Consider the following 23,374-nt stretch of genomic DNA (forward strand, 5'->3'; position numbering starts at 1 on the left):
CCTCTTCATGTGTTTGCTCAACTTGTAGATAAAACGCCTGCCGCAGTACCTAACGCACCTGTAGTTTTTAATACTGAGCCTTGGGAAGACCCGTTGGTAAACGGTATTAACCGCGATGCCTCACGTGCTACGGCTTACTCTTTTGGCAGCGTAGCCGATGCCTTGCAGGGCGACCGCGAAAAATCGGGCCGTATGCTTTCTTTAAACGGCCAATGGGATTTTGCTTTTGCTGAGAAACCTGCCGATGCACCCAAAGACTTTTACAAGAGCCGGGTGAGTGGCTGGAAAAAGATTACCGTGCCATCAAGCGTGGAGATGCTTGGCTATGGCAAACCTATTTATAAAAGTGCCGTTTACCCGTTTAGGCCGGTTAACCCGCCACATGTACCGCTTGACATGAACGGCGTTGGCAGCTACCAGCGCACTTTTACCCTGCCAGCCAACTGGAAAGATATGAATGTTACCCTGCATTTTGGTGGTGTAAGTTCGGGCTTTAAAGTATGGCTCAATGGCAAGTTTTTAGGTTATGGCGAGGATAGCTTCCTGTCGTCGGAGTTCAATATCACGCCTTACCTGAAAGCCGGCGAAAATATAGTATCTGTACAGAATATTCGTTGGAGCGATGGTTCTTTTCTGGAAGATCAGGATCAGTGGCGTTTGAGTGGTATCCACCGTGAGGTAATGCTGCTGGCCGAACCCAAACTGCGCATAGCCGATTTCTTTTATCAAACCAAGCTCGATAAGCAGTATAAAGATGCCGTGCTCAGCATCCGTCCGCGTATCGAAAATTTAACCGGCAAAGCAATTGCCGGTTACCAGCTTAAAGCCCGCTTGTTTGATAAGGATAAAAAAGAAGTTTTAGAAAAGCCGCTGGCGCGTAGCGTAGAAAGTATTGTCAATGAGATTTATCCGCGTTTGGATAATGTTAAATTTGGCCTGCTGGAAACTAAGGTAAGCAATCCTGATAAATGGAGCAATGAGCAACCTAATTTGTACACGCTCACCCTATCGTTAGAAGACAGCACCGGCCGTGTGCTGGAAGTGAAAAGCTGCCGCTTAGGTTTCCGCAGTATCGAGTTTTCAAAAACAGACAGTAAGCTGCTCATCAATGGTAAAGTAACTTACCTGTATGGCATTAACCGGCCCGATCATCATGCGGTTAAAGGCAAGGCGCTCTCGCGCGAAGATATTTTAGAGGATGTGCGCACCATTAAGCGTTTTAACTTCAATTGCATCCGTACAAGCCATTATCCTATGGATCCTTACCTGTATGATTTATGCGATCAGTACGGTATCCTGGTGATAGATGAGGCAAACCTGGAAACTCATGGCCTTGGCTCCAAGCTGAGTAACGATCCACAGTGGACCGGCGCTTACCTGGAGCGTGCTACCCGTATGGTAATGCGTGATAAAAATCATCCCAGCATCATCATCTGGAGCCTGGGTAACGAGGCCGGTCGGGGACCGAATCATGCTGCTATGGCCGCCTGGATACACGACTTTGATATTACCCGGCCTGTGCATTATGAACCTGCACAGGGAACCCCGCAGGCCGAAGGCTACGTAGACGTTACCGACCCACGGTATTTAAAGCCTAATGATCACTCTCACCGCCTGCAAAATCCTATTGACGAGCCTTATGTAGATATCGTAAGCCGTATGTACCCGGCATTATATACTGCTCCGTTGCTGGTTAACCAGCAAAACGGCGATACGCGGCCCATCTTTTTTGTGGAGTACTCACATGCTATGGGTAACTCCAATGGTAATTTAAAAGAGCTTTGGGACCAATGGCGTTCCAGCAAGCGCGTAATTGGCGGCGCTATCTGGGAGTTTAAGGATCAGGGCTTATTGAAAAAAGACTCAGTTGGTACGCCGTTTTTTGCTTACGGTGGCGATTACGGCGAAAAATATTTCGATAACTTCACCATCAAAGGAACTGTAGCTTCGGATGGCAGGCCTAAGGCCGCCATGTTTGAGTGCAAGCATATTTTCCAGCCGGTAGTGAGCGAATTGGTTGATGCCGCAAAGGGATTAGTTAAAATAACCAACCGTAGTGCTGTACAAACATTAGCTGGATATAGTGTAATGTTGCAAGTTCGGGAGGATGGTCGTTTAATTCTGCAAAAGGCATTGCCCGTTATGAACCTGGCTGCAGGCAAGGATACGGTCATCAGTATTAAATCATACCTGCCAGCGTTAAAAGCTGGGTATGGATACTTGGCGGCTATCCGTTTTAGCTTAGCACATGATGAATTATGGGCGGCCAAAGGTTACGAAATAGCTGCCGACCAATTAGCATTAACCGGTTTGCCTGTGGTTAAAATTCCAGCTAAAAACAGTGGTGCCGTTACGTTGGATGATAGGGCGGACGCTTATACATTATCAGGCAAGGGATTTAAGGTGAGCATCAGTAAGAAAAATGGTGCTTTAACCTCGTACCTATACAATAATCAGGAGCAGATATTTGCGCCGTTGCTGCCGCATTTTAGTCGCCCGGTTACCGATAACGATCACCGCGGCTGGAAAGCCGACCGTAAGCTAAAGCCATGGTTTAAAGCCATACCGGTACTTAAAAATATTACCGCTAATAAGTTGGGCAATGGTGCGGTTGCGGTAATTAGCAATTACAGCCTAATTAATGATAGTGCCGAAGTTAAGGTAACTTATACTATTAACGGAATGGGCGCAGTTAGGGTAGAACAACAGCTTACCCCAAAAGTTAACGGCTTGCCTAACTTGCCTAAAGTGGGCATGCAGGGCGGCATTAAGCGTAGTTACGATAATATTAGCTGGTATGGCCGTGGCCCAATGGAAAACTACATTGACCGCAGGAGCGGCTTTGAGTCGGCTATTTACACGCAGCCCATACAAGATTTTATGGAGCCTTACGCCGTGCCTCAGGAAAACGGCAACCGTACGGATGTACGTTGGATGCTCCTGGCAGATAAGCAATCGAACGGCTTACTGGTAGTGGCTGATAGCTTGTTGAGCATGAGCGCCTGGCCTTACACCGAAGCCAACATTGTGGCTGCTAAACATACCAATAAGCTGCAAGATGCCGGCTTTATAACGCTGAACATTGATTTGATACAAATGGGCCTGGGCGGCAATGATAGCTGGTCGGACGTGGCCGCACCATTGGATATCTACCAGATACCGGCTAAGCCGTATAAGTACAGCTTCTACCTTTATCCTTATAAAGGAAATGTAGGAAGTGTGCGTAGTGTGGTCAATAAAGTAAGGAATTAAGACATTACAAAGAGTATTGTCAACCCGAACCGAAGTGAGCGATCTTTTCAAATTGATTAGCTAATCGCTTTGCAAGGACTTCTCATTAGTACTCAAAATACAAAGGAGGAAAGATTTAAAACATGAAGAAACTCATACTGTACATATTGCTTTGCATTGTTTGCTTGGGTTCTTCGGTGAACCATGCCCGGGCACAGGTACGAGGCAAAGTACTGGCCCAAACCGATTTGGAACGTCTTTTTAAGAATCCACCACAATCGGCCAAACCCTGGGTGTTTTGGTATTGGATGCAAGCTGCTGTTACCAAGGCCGGCATTACCGCCGATCTGGAAGCCATGAAGCAGGCCGGTATGGGTGGCGCTTATTTAATGCCCATCAAAGGTGTTGCTAACCCGGCGTGGATAACGCCTCCGGTTGAGCAGTTAACGCCCGAGTGGTGGGCAATGGTAAAGTTTGCCATGCAGGAAGCAGATCGCCTGGGCCTGCAAATGGCCATGCATGATAGTGATGGTTTTGCCCTTGCCGGCGGCCCCTGGATTACACCCGAATTATCCATGCAAAAAGTGGTATGGACAAAAACACAATTGAAAGGTGGGCAACGCTTTAACGACACGCTAACCCGGCCTGAAAGCTACAAAGGCTATTACAAAGACATTGCGGTGCTAGCTTACCCTTCGCCGATAGGTGCAGGCATTACATCCAAACAAATTATTCCCAAGGTTATTAGCAGTGTTTCGGGAACAGATGTCCAGTTTTTAGCTGATCCAACCAACAAAAAGACCTTTACCAGCGCTGATTCTTGCTGGATACAGCTGGAGTTTGCCTCGCCGTTTACTTGTCGGTCGTTAATAGTGCGTACCAATGCTCCAAATTATCAGGCCGAGCGGTTGCTTATTGCCGTTAGTGATGATGGAAAAAGCTTTCGTCCTTTAACCCGTTTGCAGGCACCGCGCCACGGCTGGCAGGATAATGACACGTTTATTACCCAGTCGATAATACCAACTACGGCCAAATATTTCCGTTTCATTTATAATAAAGAGGGCTCGGAGCCGGGTGCCGAAGATTTGGATTTTGCCAAGTGGAAGCAATCGCTCAAAATATCGGGTATCGAATTATCGGCCGAGCCGAGCATTCATCAATACGAAGGCAAAACCGGCGAAGTTTGGCGCATTAGCAATCATACTACTACAGAGCAACTGCCTGATAATTTGTGTATCCCGAAAGATAAGATCATTAACTTAACCAGTAAGCTGGATGCAAGCGGCCGTTTGCAGTGGGATGCCCCGGCAGGCAACTGGACTATTTTACGCGTAGGGCATACATCAACCGGTTACACCAATGCTACCGGCGGTAAGGGAGCCGGGCTGGAATGCGATAAGTTCAACCCGCAGGCTATTAAGCTACAGTTCGACAGCTGGTTTGGCGAAGCCATTAAACAAATTGGACCCGACCTGGCCAAACGTGTGTTAAAAGTTTTCCATGTAGATAGTTGGGAATGTAGCAGTCAGAATTGGTCGGCCGGATTTGCGCAGGAATTTAAGCAACGCAGAGGGTATGATTTGATGGCATACCTACCGGTAATGGCAGGCGTGCCTATACAAAGCGCAGCACAATCAGAAAAAGTACTGGCCGATGTAAGGCAAACCATTGCCGAGTTGGTGGTTGATAAATTTTATACCACCATGGCTCAGTTAGCGCATGAAAAGGGCTGTATTTTTACAGCCGAAGCCGTTGCCCCAACCATGACAAGCGACGGCCTGCTGCACTACAGCAAAGCTGATATAGCCATGGGCGAATTTTGGCTGCGCAGCCCTACGCATGATAAGCCAAACGACATGCTGGATGCCATATCGGGCGGGCACATTTATGGCAAAAATATTATACAGGCCGAATCATTTACCGAACTGCGTACCATGTGGGATGAGCATCCTGCAATGTTGAAAGCACTTGGTGATCGTAACCTGGCCTTAGGTGTGAATAGGCTGGTTTTCCATGTCAATACGCATAACCCCTGGATGGATCGCAAGCCGGGCTTAACACTGGATGGCATTGGTGTGTTTATGCAACGCGACCAAACCTGGTTTAAACCAGGCCGTGCATGGATTGAATATCTGGAACGCTGCCAAGCGCTCCTCCAGCAAGGCAATCCGGTTACCGATATAGCGGTGTTCACCGGCGAGGAAACGCCGCGCAGGGCCATGCTACCCGATAGGCTGATCCCAACCTTGCCCGGCTTGTTCGGCGCTGAACGGGTGGAACGCGAAAAAGAACGGTTAGCTAATAAAGGGTTGCCCATGCGTACCATGCCAATTGGTGTAAACAGTAGCGCTAATACGCTTGATGCTGATGCCCTAACAGATCCGTTGAACGGTTATAAATATGACTCGTTTAACCTGGATGCCCTGATGCGGCTGGCCAAAGTAAACAATGGCCGCATAGAGTTACCTGGTGGCGCCAGTTACAAAGTGCTGGTTGTGCCGGGTAATACCCAAATGTTGCCCAATGGTGCTGTGATGTCGCAACGGGTAGTGAACCGGCTAAATGAGCTGGTAGCAGCCGGAGCAACCATCATTTACCACCCTAACGCAGGCCCTGCCTTGAAGCAAACAGGCAAGGGTAAAGTCATAACCGCACCATATAAGCAGCCGGATCTAAACGGTATTGGTTTAACCAAAGATTTTATAGTAAAGGATGCTACCGGCAATGATTCTAAAAACATAGCCTGGACACATCGTAGCTCGGCCGATTTTGATATCTACTTTATTTCTAACCAGGATAGCCTGGCGCGTGATGTACAGGTATCACTACGTATAACTGGCCGTGTGCCGGAGTTGGGCAATGCCTTAACCGGTGAGTTTAAGCAAGCTAATAATTGGCAGGTACAAAATGAACGAACAGTGCTGCCTGTTAAATTAGAGGCAAGCGGATCAGTGTTCATTATATTTAGAAAGCCAGGTACAGCACCTGTACTTACCAACTATAAAAAGGAACCGGTAACGCAATTTATGCAAACCCTGCAGCCTGCATGGACGGTAACTTTTGATACTAAAATGGGCGGACCAAACGCGCCTGTGCAATGGAGCGCATTGCAGGATTGGAGCAAATCGGCAGATACGACAATAAAGTATTATTCGGGTACTGCGGTTTACAATCAAACGTTTACTTATAAGGGTATTGCTAAAGTACAAGGTGTTTGGTTAAGCCTGGGTAGGGTGAATAACATAGCTGAGGTGTTTGTGAACAACGTTCCATGTGGTGTAGCCTGGACAGCGCCTTACCGTGTTAACATTAGTAATGCGTTAAAACCGGGTATTAACCAAATCAGAATTGAGGTAACTAACACCTGGGCCAACCGTTTGATGGGCGACCACCGCTTACCTAAAGAGAAACAAATAACCTGGACTAATGCACCTTATCGCCTGGAAGGTAAACCTTTGTTACCAGCAGGATTAATGGGGCCGGTGGTGATTGAAAAGTTGATAGAACAATAATATAAACCAATATTGCCATATCGAACAATAGTGATGAATCTTTTCCAATAGTGAGCGAATCGCTTGGAAAAGAGTTCTCTTAACACTCGAAATGACAGTTTAATAAGATATGATGAGAAGTGTAGTTAAGATTTTATGTATTGGGGCCCTAACCACCATTAGCGCCACCGCCTTTGCTCAAAGCAAAGCCTTGGTCAATACCTCGGCCAGCCCGTACGCCAAGCTAGGTAGTGTTGATATGGGTAATGTAACCTGGACAAAAGGTTTTTGGGCCGACCGTTTTCAGGTTTGCCGCGACACCATGATCCCGAATTTGTGGGCGGTGTATACCGATCCTAAAGTTAGCCATGCGTTCAAGAATTTTGAAATAGCAGCGGGGCTTGATACCGGTTCGCATTCTGGTCCGCCGTTTCATGATGGTGACTTTTACAAGTTGTTTGAGGCTGTGGCAAGCATGTATAGCGTAACACGCGACCCCAAGCTTGATGCCTTAATGGATAAGACCATAGCGGTGATAGCTAAAGCGCAACGGGCCGACGGTTACATACATACACCTACTATTATTGCTCAGCACAACGATCCTAAAAATGCAAAGGCCTTTGCCGACAGGCTGAACTTTGAGACTTATAATCTTGGGCATTTGATGACTGCAGGCTGTGTACATTACCGCGCTACTGGTAAAAAAACGCTGCTTAACGTGGCTATTAAAGCTACCGATTATTTGTATAAATTCTATAAAACCGCATCGCCCGAGCTGGCGCGAAATGCTATCTGCCCTTCGCACTATATGGGAGTGGTTGAGATGTACCGCACTACCCGCGATCCCAAATACCTGGAGCTATCCAAAAACCTGATTGATATACGCGGCTTAATGAAAGACGGAACGGATGACAACCAGGATCGCATTCCATTCCGCCAGCAAACCAAAGCTATGGGCCATGCAGTAAGGGCTAATTACCTGTTTGCCGGCGCTGCGGATGTGTACGCCGAAACCGGAGATAGTACGTTAATGCATACGCTTAACCTGATGTGGAACGATGTGGTGAACCGCAAAATGTACGTAACCGGTGGTACAGGGGCCTTGTACGATGGCGTGTCGCCCGACGGTACTTCTTATAACCCGGTTGATGTACAGAAGGTACATCAGGCGTACGGGCGTGATTACCAGCTACCTAATTTTACTTCGCACAACGAAACCTGCGCCAATATTGGTAACGTATTATGGAACTGGCGTATGCTGCAAACCACCGGCAAAGCACAATATGCTGATGTAATGGAACTGGCTTTATATAACAGCGTATTATCGGGCATTAGCCTTAATGGTAAGAACTTTTTATATACTAATCCCATGAGCTATTCGGACGATTTGCCGTTTAGTCAGCGGTGGTCAAAGGATAGAGTGGGATATATCAAGTTATCTAACTGCTGCCCGCCCAATGTGGTACGTACCATTGCGGAGGTGGGTAATTATGCTTATAGTGTATCAGACAAAGGGTTGTATTTTAATTTATATGGCGGTAATGCATTGAACACTTCCACTAAAAATGGCGCTAAAATTAAGTTAACACAAACTACAGAATACCCCTGGGATGGTAAAGTAAGCATTGTATTGCAGCAAGCGCCAGCCAGCGCTTACTCGTTGTTTTTGAGAATACCTGGCTGGTGTGATGGTGCAACTTTAACAGTTAATGGACAAGCCGTAAATACGCCAATCACATCGGGCCAGTATGCGGAGGTTAACCGCCAGTGGAAAGCCGGAGACAAAATAGAATTAAACCTGCCTATGCCGGTAAAATTGTTGGAAGCAAACCCATTGGTTGAAGAAACCCGCAACCAGGTAGCGGTAAAACGCGGACCGGTAGTATATTGCCTGGAATCGGCCGATTTACCCAAGGGACAAAAGGTATTTAACATTGCTATTCCGGTAAAAAATGATTTAAAGCCGGAGTTGATCCGCATCCAAAATAGCCCTATCATGAGCTTAACCGGCAAGGCGGATGTTAAAAATGGAGGTAGCTGGCAAAATACGCTTTACCGTGAGGTAGCCAGTACTGAATCATCAAAAATAAGCATCCGGTTAATACCTTACTACGCCTGGGGAAACCGCGGACATGTTGATATGGAAACCTGGATGCCGGTGGATAGATAGACTCAACAGTTTAACAAATAAATTTAAAGCTCATTTCGAGTACAAAGAGAGATATTATCTGAGCAATAATCTGATCGGTTCGAAAATCTCTCTCGTTCGAGATTATACATTTATAGTAAAAGAGCCTGGCATTTGCCAGGCTCTTTTACTATAAATGTACTGTTGTCATTTTCGAGCGTATGCGAGAATCTTTTTAAGCGACTAGCTTATTAACCTCAAAGGACGTCTTATCGCCGTTCGAAACTACAAATTTCATTTAGGAGTTATTTCAACATATTAACCACATCAGCCCTTCTGCTCTCCGGCCATACATTTAAATAAGTAAGCTTGCCATGTTTTACTTTAACTTCGATGGTAGTTTCATAAGGGGCGTGCAATTTAAAGTGTACATCCCATTTTTTTGGCCAGGCAGGTAGCAGGTATATTTTTCTGTCATCGGTTTGCAGCAGCATTTCCTGCAAGCCAATCATGCCAGAGCCTCCCCAGTTATGGTCGGGCGTCCAATCAAAACCCGGTCCCCAAAACGCCGGGAAGCGCCGGCCGGAGTCTTTTAGCTTAACGAGTGTAAGCTTTGTGGCTTCATCTGTTAAACCCAGCCGAGCCGCAAAAATGTTATCTTGCTTCCAGCCAATGCCGCTTCTGAATTTTACGGCCAGGGTATCATATTTCCAGGTATTTAGTGCTACGTCCAAATCGGGTTTGCCTATGCCATAAATGCCCCACGGGTAAACCGGGTAAAGTTGCATGGTCTCTACATTGTTCACCCGCTCCCAGCTTTGCGCTGGTGCAATGGTTTTATGGCCGTTAAATTCTCTGAAGCTGATTGGCGGAATGCGCTTAAGCATGGTTTCCCAAGCGGTGCGTTTTTCGGTACTAAGATATTCATCAGGTAGTTCCAGCAAACGGGTGAGCACTGTTTTTAAGGCGGCTATAGTGGAGGTAGAATTGTAAGTCATTTTAAACGTCTCACCTGCCGATCCGGGATATAAAACTAAATGTCCGGCTGCATCAAACACCTTGCTGCCCCGGTTACGGGCTATGTATTGGTAATGCTCATCAAAAAAAGTAAGGCAGCTTTCAATAAAAGGGATATACGGTTTAATGTTTCTACCTGTATAGCGTTCAGTCTCCAGCATCATGTAACAAAACTCCAGTACGGTATCCCACTCATATTCGAGCCAGGCATTGTATTCTACTCCCTTATCAAAACTGGCCGGACGTTTCCAGCCGTATTCAGATATGTTAGGAAGGCCAAAGTTTTCCAGCTGTTCAGTAAAGCTGGCGCCCGGGTGCCCCCAGTAGGTTTGTGAGCGCAATTCAGCATTTTTTAAAATTCGCAGATAAAAGTCAAACTGTGGTTTCATCAAGTCCCAGTCGCCGTTTTTAAGCATGGGGAAATAGACCAGTCGCTGGTTTTGTGCCGTAATTAAACCACCTCCCCAAAGACGAAAATCGGGGGTAAGCTTAATGGCCGTGTCAATAAAATTGGGATCGTAAGTAAAAAGTCCGCCGTTTGATTTACTAGGGAACTGGCCAAACGCATTGCACCCCAGCATGTAACGGAACAGTTGGTAATTGCGCCCTACCTGCCAGGCTTCCGTTTGTACCGAATCGGTATTGATATGTATAAAGCTGCGATTCCAGTATTGTTTCCACCAATTTTGCGTAGTTGCAAGGGCTTTGTGTGAGGATTGTACAGCTTTTGATATCGTTTTTTGTAGGCTCGCTTGCCAGGTGCTTACGGATGGGGTTTGCTCGGTGTGTAAGTAAACCTCAAAGCTTTGCGTTTTGGTGGCCGATTGGCTCTTTAAACTTAAGCCCTTAAAAGGCGTGCCTGCATACGTACCCTCATAAGTGCCCCCGGGCAACATGCCATTGCCCTGCATACGTCCGCCAAATGTTAAGTAGGAGAGTGGATTATAGAGTTGAGATTTTACAGCGGCCATGCCCTCATGTACCACTGTGGTATCAAAAATGGTTTTGCCGGTGTTTTGGTGGTAAAACTGAATTCCATTACTGGTAAAATTAACCTGATCCTTAGCTGTTCTTATATCCAGATTCTTAGCCCATTTCCAGGAACTTTGATTGTTCTCCTTACCGCTGGTAAAACGGTCTTTAAAACGCCAGTTTTCGTAGGCAGCTTGCACTATTACCGGTTTACTGGCTTTTACCTCAACGTGTATTACCGGGTTAAAAACGTCCACCCAAATTTTAATATCAGCCTTCAAGCCGGTATTGCTGCCTTCAATATGTACAGCGCCTGTTTGTAAGGATAGTTCCTGCTTAAAATCTTTCCCTTCGAACGGGTTGGGTGACAGCTTCACCCGTACACGGCCCAGCTTGAGCATGGTGTTATTCTCATCAAAAGTGCCGCTTCTTGAAATGTAAAAAAACAGTTCACCCTTTTCAACCCAAACGTTAAGCCCAATATCGCCACCTCCACAAGGCATAGATTCGCCCGAATTTTGGCTTTGGCTAGTCCATATAACATGGTTCTGCCTTAACTCAGTTGTTTGTGCTTGTGCAGCATAACAGCACAACAGCAATATAAAATAGATCAGGTGGCTAATGCGTCTCATTACATCGGCCAGTTATCTGTTCTGAAAGAAGATACCGGGAGGCCGTCGGTTCCATACAATTCGCCTACAATAAAATCGCGGAAGGCGTACCGTACCGCAACTGGTTTTTTAACCTGTGGAGCCGATACCGTAACGGAGCTGCCATTGATAACTGCCTTAGCCGGGTAAAATTTCTGATCATCGCCCGCTATTTCAAATTGCGTTAAAGGCTTACTGTACGATGTTAGACCGTTGTTGGCATTAACAAACCTTATTACGGCGGCCATATCCTTTACGGTAATAGATTCATACTCCGGACTGGTAAAACCAAATCCTTTTATCCCATAGGTTTTACCCAAGGCAAGGTAAGCCAAACGGGTTCCGCCCGGTTCCTTATGAGCCGGGTGAATGCTCGCCTGCTCGCCAATATCCATCAGCACGGCCATGGCACTGTTAGGTATGGTTTTTTGTGATTTGCGCTGTGCATCGCGCAGGTAGGCCGAGTTGTATTTGCCGCCTTTGTTGTAGGGTGGTAGCTGGGCATAATCGTAAGGCGCTATTTGTGCAAAGTAGAAAGGGAAATCTCCCTGTGCCCACAGCTCACGCCAGCGGGCAACAAGCGCCGGGAAAAGCTTTTCATACTGGTCGGGATTGTCATAGTTAGATTCGCCCTGGTACCATATAGCGCCTTTAATGCCGTAACCTAAAATAGGGTGCAGCATGCCGTTATATAAAGTAGTAGCCGTACGGCTTACTTGTTTTATGGTGTCGGTTTTGGCCGGTATTTTAACTGTTGGGAAAGCTTTCAACACATCCGCATCTACCCATGCCTCAGCAAACGATCCACTGTAACTGCAATTAATTAAACCGACAGGCACATTAAGCATGTCATTAAGCAGGCGGCCAAAGTAATAACCGGTTGCACTAAAATTGCTCACAAACTCCGGGCTGGCAACCCGCCACTCGGATGGTTTGCTGTTTTGCTGTACTTCTGTTACTGATGAACGGGGCACCGTATACAATCTGACATTGTTATTTTTAGATTTTAGGATAGCCTCATTTGACGCTGTAATGGGCTGGCCTTTGAACCCTTTCATGGGCATTTCCATGTTCGATTGACCGCCCAGTACCCAAACTTCACCAATTAACACATTGTCAAGCTTGGTTATCTGCCCGTTACTAATGGTAATTGTGTAAGGGCCGCCGGCTGCAGGGGTGCTTATTTTTATTTTCCATTTACCGGTTTGGTCGGCTGCCGCTTTATATAATTTCTTATTCCATGATGTGATAATCGTAATGGCTTTTCCGGGTGTATCCCATCCCCATATGGGCACATCCATTTGCTGTTGCAGTACCATATTGCTGGTAAATAAAGAAGCCAGCTTTACTTGCGCTTTGGATTGAATGGCACCCATCACCATCAGGAAAGCAACAATTGTCTTAATAACACTTATTCTCATGTTACCAAAGATAGTAGATTACAATGAGGCGCGCAAAGTAAGGTAAAAAGGATTTTCCACGTGTTCGCGCTGGTTGTTAATGATCATTTGCGCTACAATCTCACCCATCTTTTGAAAATCGGTCGATATCGTGGTTAAGCCATTCAAAATGATTTTTTTTAACGGCGTTTCATTGTAGGATATAACGCCGATATCTTCGCCTATTTTGTATTTGGTTTGCAGCAGGCGTTCAATTAAAACCACTACGTCGTTTTCCATCAGTGTAATATATACCTCGCCGCTATGCAAGGGCTCGCTTTGTATATCATGCACTACCTTGTAGTTGAAGGCGTACTGCGTACAAAAACTAAAAAAGCCTTTTAATATTTCGTTAGAGTGGTAAGTGTGTTCCGGAAAAGTTATTTTAATGGTATGGTACTTACTTAGTGGTTTAAGGGCCTGTTCAAGGGCATGGAAAATATCTTGCTCAAAGTTTTCATATACTGCGGCATACTCGCCTTCAACTCCCTTAACCAATTTATCCAGCAATATTAGTTTCTCTTTCGGTATTTTATTGATCACCTCATGTGCGGTGTCGCCACCCTCCAAAAAGTGCCCGATGATTACAAAATGGGTATAATCTTCGCTGGCATTTTCGAGCATTTTTTTGAAGAGCGAAAAATCATTGTTATAGATGTAAAAGTCTACGGCAGCCTGGTTATCCAATCCGGCTATAATAGCATCATAAATAAGTTTTTTATGCGTACTTAACTTGTTGAACATCAAAAACACCTTAAAACGCTGGAGTGTTTCGCTGCTTTTAATGTAATAACCTTTGCCAGGCACCGAGCCTAAAATGCCTATAGATTTTAAATGCTTATAGGCTTTTTCTGCCGTATCGCGAGATATTTCGAAGTTATAGTTTAGTTCATTTATAGAGGGCAGGGTGTCGTTCTTGTTCAAGCGGCCATCCCGTACAGCCTTTGCAATAGAATTGGCCAGTTGCAGGTATTTTGGTGTTGAGGAGTAGTAATCAATCTCAATATATTCTAAAAAAGAAATAGGTTTCATGAAGTATCAATTGGTCATCACTTGCACTAAAAAATAAATGTAGAACAAATAATTAGTTAACCCAACCATTTGCCTAAAGTATTGCCCAATGTTACATTAGGCAAGCGATTGCACCGGTAATTACGTGTGAGTTGGCTCGTGTTGCCATGTGAAAATTTTATTTGCTAATATTTACATTTTGTTGTACAAAATTATCCAGTTTGTTATTCACTTTGTGAATTGGTCTGGTAATAAAGTATTATTGCAAGTGTTAATTTTTACCGGCGTATTTGAGTAATTTATATAATTTAACCATGACAGTGCATGATAGCTGTATTACCCAGCTTTTCTACTTTCGCTATCACCAATTATAAAATATTTTAGAGAATGCAGGCAATATTAGGGGTTATTTTTCACTTCATCGGAGGTTTTGCATCCGGGAGCTTCTACATACCTTATAAAAAGGTAAAAGGCTGGGCTTGGGAAAGTTTCTGGATAGTAGGCGGACTTTTTTCGTGGTTAATTGTACCACCGCTGGCAGCCTGGCTAACTATACCGAACTTTACCGAAATTATAAAGAATACCAGTTTTAGCATATTACAGTTAACCTATATTTTTGGTGTGCTTTGGGGCATAGGTGGTTTAACATATGGCCTGGGTGTACGTTATTTAGGCGTAGCTTTGGGTAGTTCGGTTATACTGGGTTTGTGTTCTATATTCGGGTCGCTTATACCGTCCATTTATTATGAATTCAATCCGGAACCTAAAAAAGACACCATCTCAACACTAATGAATACCCATTGGGGTCAAATGGTGCTTTTGGGTATTTTGGTTTGTGTTATTGGCATTTTTATATGCGGCAAGGCCGGTGTGATGAAGGAGCGGGAATTATCTAAAGACCAGGAGGCAGCCAATAACAATTCCGATTATAAGTTTGGCTTAGGTATTACTTTAGCCATTATATCTGGGGTACTGAGCGCTTGCTTTAATTTTGGTATTGAGGCCGGTCATACCATGGCGGAAACTGCTAATAATTTATGGATGGCAAAAAACCCAGGCCAGGGCAATTTTTTGTACCAAAACAACGTAACCTACATTGTAATACTTTGGGGTGGTTTAACTACCAACCTTATATACTGTATGATACTGAATGCACGTAATAAAACATTTGGTAATTATACAGATAAGAAAACGCCACTATTAGCCAATTACCTGTTCTCGGCGCTGGCCGGTACAACCTGGTTCTTACAGTTCTTTTTCTATGGTATGGGCGAAAGCCGCTTAGGTAACGGCCCTAGCTCTTGGATACTGCACATGGCCTTCATTATACTCATAGCTAACATTTGGGGCTTAGTATTAAAAGAATGGAAAGGCGTAAGCCGCAAAGCATTTACCACCGTTATTGCGGGCATAGCTACTATCATACTATCAGTACTGATAGTGGGTTATGGAAATTCATTAAAATAAATTTAAAAGTAATAAGTAAAAATTCAATATGTCTGTCAACACAACCGAATTCAAGCACGTAAGCTATCTATGGGATGATGCCAAAGCAGCCGAACTGGCTGGTGATGAGGTAGCTTTATTAATATACCGCTCCAACTTATTAGGAGCCGATTTACGCCTTACCAACTATGGCGGCGGTAACACCTCGTGCAAATTGATGCAAAAGGATCCGCTTACCGGTCAGGAGGTAGAGGTAATGTGGATTAAAGGTTCGGGCGGCGATATTGGCACCCTGAAAAAAAGTGGCCTTGCTGCTTTATATGTTGATCGTTTACGTAGTCTTAAAAACGTTTACCGTGGTGTAGAGTTTGAAGACGAAATGGTTGAACTGTTTAACCACAGCATTTTTGATTTAGCCTCAAAAGCGCCATCTATTGATACGCCTTTACACGGTTTCCTGCCGTTTGCACACATCGATCACCTGCACCCTGATGCGGCCATAGCCATTGCTGCGGCTAAAGACGGTAAACAAATTACTGAAGAGTTATTTGGCGGTACCATTGGTTGGGTTGAATGGAAAAAACCAGGATTTGAACTAGGCTTACAGCTAAAAGCCTGTTTAGATGCAAACCCTGGCATACGTGGTATTATGTTAGGCTCACACGGTTTATTTACCTGGGGCGATACCGCTTATGAAAGCTACATCAATACGTTAGAGGTAATTGAAAAATGTGCAGAGTACCTGGAGCAAAACTATGGCAAAAAAGGCCCTGTTTTTGGCGGTCAGAAAATACAAAGCCTGGATGAGGCTAACCGTAAAAAGCAAGCGGTTGCATTAGCGCCAATACTGCGCGGTTTTTGCTCAAGCGAGCGCAACATGATTGGTCACTTTACTGATGATGCCCGTGTGTTGGAATACATTAACTCTAACGATTTAGAGCGTTTGGCACCTATGGGTACCAGCTGCCCGGATCACTTCCTGCGCACCAAGATCAGTCCGTTAGTGCTGGACTTAACACCTGATGCTGATTTAAGTGATGTAGAAGGCTTGAAAGCTAAACTGGCTCCTGCATTTGAGGCTTACCGCCAAATGTATACCGATTATTACAACACCTGCAAACACGATAACAGCCCTGCTATACGCGATACCAACCCGGTTATTATTTTATACCCTGGTGTAGGTATGTTCAGCTTCTCTAAAGACAAGCAAACTGCCCGTGTAGCCGCCGAGTTCTATACCAACGCTATCAACGTAATGAAAGGTGCTGAGGCTATCTCCGAGTACACTTCGTTACCACGTCAGGAAGCTTTTGATATTGAGTATTGGTTACTGGAAGAAGCCAAGTTACAGCGTATGCCTAAGCCCAAAGCTTTAAGCGGCCGTATTGCTTTAATTACCGGTAGTGCCGGTGGTATTGGTAAAGCTATTGCTAAAAAGTTTGTTGAAGAAGGTGCCGTTGTTATCTTGAATGATATGAACGCTGAGCGTTTAGAAGGTACTGGCGAAGAATTTAAAGCTGCTTACGGTAAAGATTCATACGCTACTGCCGTTATGGACGTAACCAGCGCCGATCAAATTCAGGCGGCTATGGATGTTGCCGCCTTAAACTTTGGCGGTGTTGATTTGATTGTAAACAACGCAGGCTTATCTATATCCAAAACCATTGGCGATCATACCGAAAAAGACTGGGACCTGTTATATGATGTATTGGTGAAAGGCCAGTTCTTTGTTACCCAGGCTGCTGTTGCGGTAATGAAAAAACAAGCCATTGGTGGCGATGTAATTAATATTGTAAGTAAGAATGCCTTGGTTAGCGGACCAAACAATGCCGGTTACGGTAGCGCTAAAGCTGCACAATTGCATTTAAGCCGCTTAAACGCAGCCGAGTTAGGTCCCGATAAAATTCGTGTTAACGTGGTAAACCCTGATGCCGTTATCAGTGATAGCAATATCTGGGCTGGTGGCTGGGCCGAGGGCCGTGCAAAAGCTTACGGTATTACCGTAGCCGAACTGCCTGCCTACTACGCTAAACGTACGTTATTAAACGAGATTATTTTACCTATTGATATTGCCAACGCTTGCTTTGCCTTAACCGGCGGCTTACTGGCCAAATCAACCGGTAACGTTATTAACGTTGATGGTGGCGTTGCTGCCGGCTTCGTACGATAAGCTCCCTCTAAATCTCGCCCGGTAGGGGAGACTTAAAAATTATTAATCAAGCTCCTAAAAGCCCTCCCTTTCGGGGAGGGTTTGGGAGGGGCTTCTAATTATAACCAATTATGCAAATAGAGAAATATAAAATTGATGAAGCCAATCATCAGTTAAGCAGCAAGCATCAGCGCCAGTTTGATTATGTAGCTGCCGATGTAAAGAATTTGGATGAGGTTATGCAAAAGCTTTCGGCTTTTAACATCACCATCCCCAGCTGGGCTTTAGGAACCGGTGGTACTCGTTTTGGCCGTTTCTCTGGCGGTGGCGAGCCACGCAGCCTCGAAGAAAAAATTGAAGATGTAGGCGTTATTCATGCCCTGAATAAATCAAGTGATTCTATTTCTCTGCACATTCCATGGGATATCCCAAAAAATGCGAATGATATAAAAGCTTTAGCTGCACAAAACGGATTACGTTTCGATGCGGTAAACTCTAACACCTTTCAAGACCAGAAAGATCAGCAACTGAGCTACAAATACGGCTCTTTGCACCATGTTGACAAGGCTGTGCGCAAACAGGCAGTTGAACATAACATTGAGGTAATCAAATACGGTGTGGAGTTAGGCTCCAATGCTTTATCGGTTTGGTTGGCTGATGGTTCCAACTTTCCGGGCCAGTTAAACTTCCGTAACGCATTCCAAAACACGTTGGAAAGTTTGCAGGAGATTTACGAGGCACTGCCGGATGATTGGAAAGTTTGGGTGGAGTACAAACCATACGAGCCAAACTTTTACTCAACTACAATTGGTGATTGGGGCCAATCCTTATTACTCGCTACCAAATTAGGCCCAAAAGCATCAACTTTGGTTGATTTGGGTCACCATTTACCTAATACTAACATTGAACAGATCGTATCATTGTTACTGATGGAAGGCAGACTGGCCGGTTTCCACTTCAACGATTCGAAATACGGAGATGACGATTTAACCGTAGGTAGCATTAACCCTTACCAATTGTTCCTGATTTTTAACGAACTTGTTGAAGGTATGGACGCCCGTGGTATGACACACTCTAAAGATTTGGGCTGGATGATAGACGCTTCACACAACGTGAAAGACCCTATCGAAGATCTGATCCAATCGGTTGAGGCTATTAAAATTGCCTATGCACAGGCTTTAATTGTTGATACAGAGGCTTTAAAACAAGCGCAGCTGTCAAATGATGTTGCCCAGGCACAGGAAATTCTGCAAACCGCTTACCGTACTGATGTTCGCCCGTTAGTGGCCGAGGCGCGTTTAAGAACCGGTGGTGCTTTAAGCCCGCTGGCCGCTTACCGCAGCTTTGATGTACGTAAAAATTTAATTAAAGAACGTGGCGAAAAAACTGTAGCCACAGGATTATAAGCATGACGCCAACACCCGTAATAGCAGTATTTGATGTAGGCAAAACCAACAAGAAATTATTTTTGCTGGATGAAGACTATAACATCGTTTACGAAAAGTCGGCAAGGTTTATTGAAACGTTAGACGAGGACGGCGACGCCTGCGAAAATCTGGAAAGTTTGCAGCTGTCTATTTTTGATTCTTTGCATGAAATTTACCGTCTCGATCAGTTTGAGATCAGGGCCATTAACTTTTCATCGTACGGAGCAAGCCTGGTATACATTAATGAACAGGGGGAGCCATTAGCCCCCCTCTATAATTACCTTAAAGCTTACCCCGAAGAAATAAGCAGGAAGTTTTACCAGGAGTATGGCTCGCCCGAAAAAATAGCTGCTGAAACGGCATCGCCGGTATTGGGCAACCTAAATTCGGGGATGCAGTTGTACCGCATTAAACACCAGAAGCCTGATTTGTTTAACCAGGTTAAATATGCCTTACACCTGCCGCAGTATTTGAGTTTATTGGTATCGGGTGCGGCCTATTCTGATATTACCAGTATAGGCTGCCATACGCAGCTTTGGGATTTTAACCAGCAGGATTACCATTCGTGGGTTAAAGCAGAGCATCTTCGTAAAAAGCTGGCTCCTATATTTCCGTCAAATCAGGCTTTGGCTATGATTATTGAAGGCAGGAGCTGTGCTGTTGGTATTGGCTTGCACGATAGTTCCGCCGCGCTTATTCCTTACCTGGTGAGCTTTACCGAGCCTTTTGTGCTTTTATCTACCGGTACCTGGTGCATAAGCCTTAATCCGTTCAATAACCAGCCCCTAACACCTGAAGAGTTAAGTAAAGACTGTTTGGCCTACCTGCAATACCAGGGTAAACCGGTAAAGGCATCGCGCGTATTTTCGGGCAATGAGCATGAGCAGGAGGTTAAGCGCATAGCGGCCTGGTTTAAGCAAAGTGTTGTAAAATACCGTACAATGCCTTATCAACCCGAAATTATTGCTAAGCTGAAAGCAGAGCAGCCACCGGCAAGTACTGTTAAAGATAGTACAGGTCTAATCACTTCGGGCTTCTCGAAAAGGGACCTTGCTGCATTTGCAACAGATATTGAGGCTTATCATCAACTGATGCTTGACCTGGCTTCGCTGCAATATCAATCAACTCAACTTGTGCTGCAAGGAACCAGCGTAAAAGATATTTATGTAGACGGAGGTTTTGGTAAGAATGAGATCTTTATGAATCTTTTGGCTGATTTGTTTCCGGATGTTAAGGTATGGGCCGCTTCTGTAGCGCAGGCTACTGCTGTAGGTACTGCGCTGGCTATCCATAAATCATGGAATAATAAAGCTTTGCCTAATAATTTAATTCAACTTAAACGTTATAATACAGCATCGAATACTGTACATATATGACTGTAGGACTATTTATACCGTGTTACGTTGATCAGTTTTACCCGGGGGCGGCCATAGCCACCCTACAGCTGTTAGAAAAGCTGGGGGTAAATGTTGTGTATCCGCCTAACCAAACCTGTTGCGGCCAGCCTATGGCTAATTCGGGTTTTGAGCATTTAACGGGTGGCTGTAACCGGTTATTTATCGATAATTTTTCGGGTTTTGACTATATCGTGTCGCCCTCGGGCAGTTGTGTGCTGCACATAAGGGAGCATTTACACGATGATAAGCGCCCGGCAGAAGCCAAAGAGGTTAGCCATAAGGTTTGGGAACTTACATCGTTTTTAACCGATGTGCTGAAAGTGGAAAGCCTGCCTTCGCGTTTTCCGCACAAGGTTGGTGTACACCAAAGTTGCCACGGCCAGCGCGGACTGCACCTGAGCTCGATGACCGAACTGGTCGCGCCGAGTTTCTCTAAGCCGGGCTCACTTTTAAACATGGTGAAAGGCCTGGAACTGATTGAGCTGGATCGCAAAGACGAATGCTGTGGCTTTGGCGGTACGTTTTGCGTAGCCGAAGAAGCAGTGTCGGCCAAAATGGGGAAAGACCGTGTTGCCGATCACCTAAAACATGGTGCCGAATATATTACCGGTGCTGATATGTCATGCCTTATGCACATGGAAGGCATTTTAAAACGTCAGGGTAGTAAAGTTAAAGTGCTACACATTGCCGAGATTTTGAATAGCGAAGGGTAAGTTATAGGCCATGGCCTAAAGACCATGGAAAGACTAACTTCAAACAAAAACCATGGACTATGGTCTATTGTCCATGGGCTTAAAACAAAAGAGCCATGACTACAACAACAAAAGACCACGCCGAACTGGCCGATATATTCAATAAAGACGAGGAGCGTGTTGACTGGCATGATGAGACCTTATGGTGGATACGTGCCAAGCGCGATAAAAGCGTGCACCAGCTGCCCGAGTGGGAAGCTTTGCGTGAGGCCGCGTCTAATATTAAGTTTAACGTACTAAGTAACCTCGATACGTACCTTACAGCATTTGAGGCTGCGGCCAAGGCCAATGGCATTACTGTGCATTGGGCTGCCGATGCTCAGGAGCATAACCAGATTGTGCATGGTTTGCTTACCGAGAACAAGGTAACACAAATGGTTAAAAGCAAGAGCATGCTTACCGAGGAGTGCCATTTGAACGATTACCTGGCCACGCATGGCATTGAGGTGATCGACTCCGACCTGGGTGAGCGGATTGTGCAGTTGGCTGGCGAAGCGCCCAGCCACATCGTACTGCCCTGCATCCATAAAAAGAAAGAAGAAATAGGCGACCTTTTTCACATGTACTTGGGTACGCCATCTAATATGTCAGACCCGCAGTTCCTGACCGAAACAGCACGCGGAAGCCTGCGGGAAACTTTCCTGACCCGTAAAGTGGCCCTAACCGGGGTAAACTTTGCCGTGGCCGAAACTGGTGAGTTTGTAGTGTGTACCAACGAGGGTAACGCCGATATGGGCGCCCACCTGGCCGATGTACATATTGCTTGTATGGGTATCGAAAAACTGATTCCTAAACGGGAGCATTTGGGTGTGTTTTTAAGATTACTAACCCGTAGTGCTACCGGCCAGCCTATTACCACTTACAGCAGCCACTTTAGTAAACCAAGGGCAGGGCAGCAAATGCACCTGGTACTGGTAGATAACGGCCGTAGTGTGCAACTGGGCCGGAAAGATTTCCGCAACTCGTTAAAATGTATACGTTGCGGTGCTTGCATGAACACTTGTCCGGTGTATCGAAGAAGCGGTGGGCACAGTTATCATACCGCTGTGGCAGGGCCTATAGGTTCTATCCTGGCACCAAACCTGGATATGAAAAAGTATGCCGACTTGCCGTTTGCTTCTACGCTTTGCGGCTCGTGCTCAAACGTATGTCCGGTTAAGATTGATATACACGATCAGCTTTATAAATGGCGGCAGGTGCTGGTGAAGGAAGGTTATGCGCCAACGGGTAAAAAGATAGCCATGCAGGTTATGGCAGCTACGCTGGCGTCCCCAACTTTATACCATGCAGCCGGTAAAATGGGCAGAGCTACTATTAAGTATGCACCATTTGCGGTAAACAACAAGCTTAACCCGTGGTATAAACAACGTGATATGCCCGAATCTCCAAAAGAATCATTTGGCGAGTGGTACGGTAAAAACAGAAGCAAGAAGTAAGAAACAAAGATCAGTATAATTAAAATATACAACAGGAGTAAGGATAATAGAATTGATGCAACGATTTGAATTAGATCATCAAACACTCAATCAATAACTCACTCATTAACCTATGAGCAGCAGAGATACAATTTTAGCAGCGGTAGCAAGTAATAAGCCTGAGACAATGCCTATTCCGGATATTGAACGCTTTAAGCATATTGGTTACGATGATGTGCTGGCACAGTACGAAATGGTGCTTACCGCCATTGGGGGCGCTGTTCACCGTGTGAGCAATTGGGACGAAATTAAGACTATTGTTAAAGAAAAGTATGACTCCCAACATGTGCGGGTACTAAGTTTAGTTCCGGAGCTTGATGAAGTAGCGACTTCTGCTTATGAAATAAACCCTGCCGCCCACCAACTGGCCGACGTAGAACTGGCAGTTATCAAAGCGCATTTTGGTGTTGCTGAAAACGGTTCTGTTTGGGTAACCGAAGAATTGTTGGGCCACCGGGCAGTACCTTTTATTTGTCAGCACTTAGCCGCGGTAATAACGGCCGACAATATGGTAGATACCATGCACCGTGCTTATATGCGTATAGCAGATACTCAGTACGGATGGGGTGCATTTATAGCAGGCCCTTCTAAAACCGCCGACATTGAGCAATCACTGGTGCTTGGCGCTCACGGACCACGCTCCATGACCGTATTTGTGCTGGATCAACAAAATTAATACAAGCGTTGCCTGTATACCGCGGATAGATTGGTTTATTTACGGTATTACAGGCAACGTTTCTTTAGTATGGGCTTCAAGTTACCTGCTTTCCTGCCTTAAAAGAGCGCCTC

At 45.3% G+C, this 23,374-nt stretch carries 13 protein-coding genes; 10 read left to right on the forward strand and 3 right to left on the reverse strand.

The genetic code is table 11. The annotated features are described in order from the left end of the window. The first annotated feature begins 9 nt into the window (after window positions 1-9). From ABDD95_RS04230 to ABDD95_RS04240, 3 genes are all read left to right on the forward strand, one after another. The gene (locus ABDD95_RS04230) at window positions 10-3,252 is read left to right on the forward strand and encodes a glycoside hydrolase family 2 TIM barrel-domain containing protein (RefSeq protein ID WP_345950657.1); all 3,243 of its coding nucleotides are present in this window, start codon (window positions 10-12) and stop codon (window positions 3,250-3,252) included. Window positions 3,253-3,374: 122 nt separating this feature from the next. Continuing rightward, window positions 3,375-6,743, forward strand: a complete 3,369-nt coding sequence (locus ABDD95_RS04235) for a glycosyl hydrolase (protein WP_345950658.1) — start codon at window positions 3,375-3,377, stop codon at window positions 6,741-6,743. A 109-nt stretch (window positions 6,744-6,852) separates the two neighbouring features. Further along, entirely contained in the window at window positions 6,853-8,892 is a 2,040-nt protein-coding gene (locus ABDD95_RS04240) for a glycoside hydrolase family 127 protein (RefSeq protein WP_345950659.1), read from the forward strand. A 263-nt stretch (window positions 8,893-9,155) separates the two neighbouring features. Here the strand turns inward: ABDD95_RS04240 and ABDD95_RS04245 are convergent, their stop codons facing one another. From ABDD95_RS04245 to ABDD95_RS04255, 3 genes are read right to left on the reverse strand one after another with little or no spacing between them, the layout of a single operon-like run. After that, window positions 9,156-11,471, reverse strand: a complete 2,316-nt coding sequence (locus ABDD95_RS04245) for a DUF5703 domain-containing protein (protein ID WP_345950660.1) — start codon at window positions 11,469-11,471, stop codon at window positions 9,156-9,158. Further along, a complete protein-coding gene (locus tag ABDD95_RS04250; RefSeq protein ID WP_345950661.1) occupies window positions 11,471-12,910 on the reverse strand; it encodes a sialate O-acetylesterase in 1,440 nt (479 codons plus the stop codon). Before ABDD95_RS04250 ends, ABDD95_RS04245 begins: the two co-directional genes overlap by 1 nt. Before the next feature lie 18 nt (window positions 12,911-12,928). Continuing rightward, complete coding sequence (locus ABDD95_RS04255; RefSeq protein WP_345950662.1) at window positions 12,929-13,960, reverse strand: GntR family transcriptional regulator; 1,032 nt, start codon at window positions 13,958-13,960, stop codon at window positions 12,929-12,931. 366 nt (window positions 13,961-14,326) lie between these two features. On the opposite strand from ABDD95_RS04255, the gene rhaT reads away from it, so the two are divergent. The 7 genes from rhaT (at window position 14,327) to ABDD95_RS04290 (ending at window position 23,261) form a co-directional block, all read left to right on the forward strand. Then, window positions 14,327-15,406 (forward strand): L-rhamnose/proton symporter RhaT, encoded by a 1,080-nt coding sequence (gene rhaT / locus ABDD95_RS04260; RefSeq protein ID WP_345950663.1) that lies wholly within the window; start codon window positions 14,327-14,329, stop codon window positions 15,404-15,406. A 28-nt stretch (window positions 15,407-15,434) separates the two neighbouring features. Then, window positions 15,435-17,555 carry a bifunctional aldolase/short-chain dehydrogenase gene (locus ABDD95_RS04265; protein WP_345950664.1) on the forward strand — a complete coding sequence of 707 codons (2,121 nt, stop codon included), beginning with the start codon at window positions 15,435-15,437 and terminating at the stop codon, window positions 17,553-17,555. A gap of 110 nt (window positions 17,556-17,665) precedes the next feature. Continuing rightward, window positions 17,666-18,940: a TIM barrel protein gene (locus ABDD95_RS04270; protein WP_345950665.1), complete on the forward strand. Its 1,275-nt coding sequence runs from the start codon at window positions 17,666-17,668 to the stop codon at window positions 18,938-18,940. Window positions 18,941-18,942: 2 nt separating this feature from the next. Beyond that, window positions 18,943-20,337: an FGGY family carbohydrate kinase gene (locus ABDD95_RS04275; RefSeq protein ID WP_345950666.1), complete on the forward strand. Its 1,395-nt coding sequence runs from the start codon at window positions 18,943-18,945 to the stop codon at window positions 20,335-20,337. Further along, window positions 20,334-21,071, forward strand: a complete 738-nt coding sequence (locus tag ABDD95_RS04280; RefSeq protein WP_345950667.1) for a (Fe-S)-binding protein — start codon at window positions 20,334-20,336, stop codon at window positions 21,069-21,071. The genes ABDD95_RS04275 and ABDD95_RS04280 overlap by 4 nt, the downstream gene beginning before the upstream one ends. Window positions 21,072-21,166: 95 nt before the next feature. Then, the gene (locus ABDD95_RS04285) at window positions 21,167-22,546 is read left to right on the forward strand and encodes a lactate utilization protein B (protein ID WP_345950668.1); all 1,380 of its coding nucleotides are present in this window, start codon (window positions 21,167-21,169) and stop codon (window positions 22,544-22,546) included. 112 nt (window positions 22,547-22,658) lie between these two features. Then, window positions 22,659-23,261, forward strand: a complete 603-nt coding sequence (locus ABDD95_RS04290) for an LUD domain-containing protein (RefSeq protein WP_345950669.1) — start codon at window positions 22,659-22,661, stop codon at window positions 23,259-23,261. Window positions 23,262-23,374 lie beyond the last annotated feature (113 nt).

The sequence above is a fragment of the Mucilaginibacter sp. PAMB04274 genome, assembly GCF_039634385.2.
GTDB lineage: Bacteria > Bacteroidota > Bacteroidia > Sphingobacteriales > Sphingobacteriaceae > Mucilaginibacter.

What these genes read in the sequence shown, in the direction of transcription:
- ABDD95_RS04240 (WP_345950659.1), top strand. Translation starts at nt 6,853, where the DNA reads ATGATGAGAAGTGTAGTTAAGATTTTATGTATTGGGGCCCTAACCACC.
- ABDD95_RS04270 (WP_345950665.1), top strand. Translation starts at nt 17,666, where the DNA reads ATGCAAATAGAGAAATATAAAATTGATGAAGCCAATCATCAGTTAAGC.
- ABDD95_RS04275 (WP_345950666.1), top strand. Translation starts at nt 18,943, where the DNA reads ATGACGCCAACACCCGTAATAGCAGTATTTGATGTAGGCAAAACCAAC.
- ABDD95_RS04290 (WP_345950669.1), top strand. Translation starts at nt 22,659, where the DNA reads ATGAGCAGCAGAGATACAATTTTAGCAGCGGTAGCAAGTAATAAGCCT.
- ABDD95_RS04285 (WP_345950668.1), top strand. Translation starts at nt 21,167, where the DNA reads ATGACTACAACAACAAAAGACCACGCCGAACTGGCCGATATATTCAAT.
- ABDD95_RS04235 (WP_345950658.1), top strand. Translation starts at nt 3,375, where the DNA reads ATGAAGAAACTCATACTGTACATATTGCTTTGCATTGTTTGCTTGGGT.
- rhaT (WP_345950663.1), top strand. Translation starts at nt 14,327, where the DNA reads ATGCAGGCAATATTAGGGGTTATTTTTCACTTCATCGGAGGTTTTGCA.
- ABDD95_RS04265 (WP_345950664.1), top strand. Translation starts at nt 15,435, where the DNA reads ATGTCTGTCAACACAACCGAATTCAAGCACGTAAGCTATCTATGGGAT.
- ABDD95_RS04255 (WP_345950662.1), bottom strand. Translation starts at nt 13,960, where the DNA reads ATGAAACCTATTTCTTTTTTAGAATATATTGAGATTGATTACTACTCC.
- ABDD95_RS04250 (WP_345950661.1), bottom strand. Translation starts at nt 12,910, where the DNA reads ATGAGAATAAGTGTTATTAAGACAATTGTTGCTTTCCTGATGGTGATG.
- ABDD95_RS04245 (WP_345950660.1), bottom strand. Translation starts at nt 11,471, where the DNA reads ATGAGACGCATTAGCCACCTGATCTATTTTATATTGCTGTTGTGCTGT.
- ABDD95_RS04280 (WP_345950667.1), top strand. Translation starts at nt 20,334, where the DNA reads ATGACTGTAGGACTATTTATACCGTGTTACGTTGATCAGTTTTACCCG.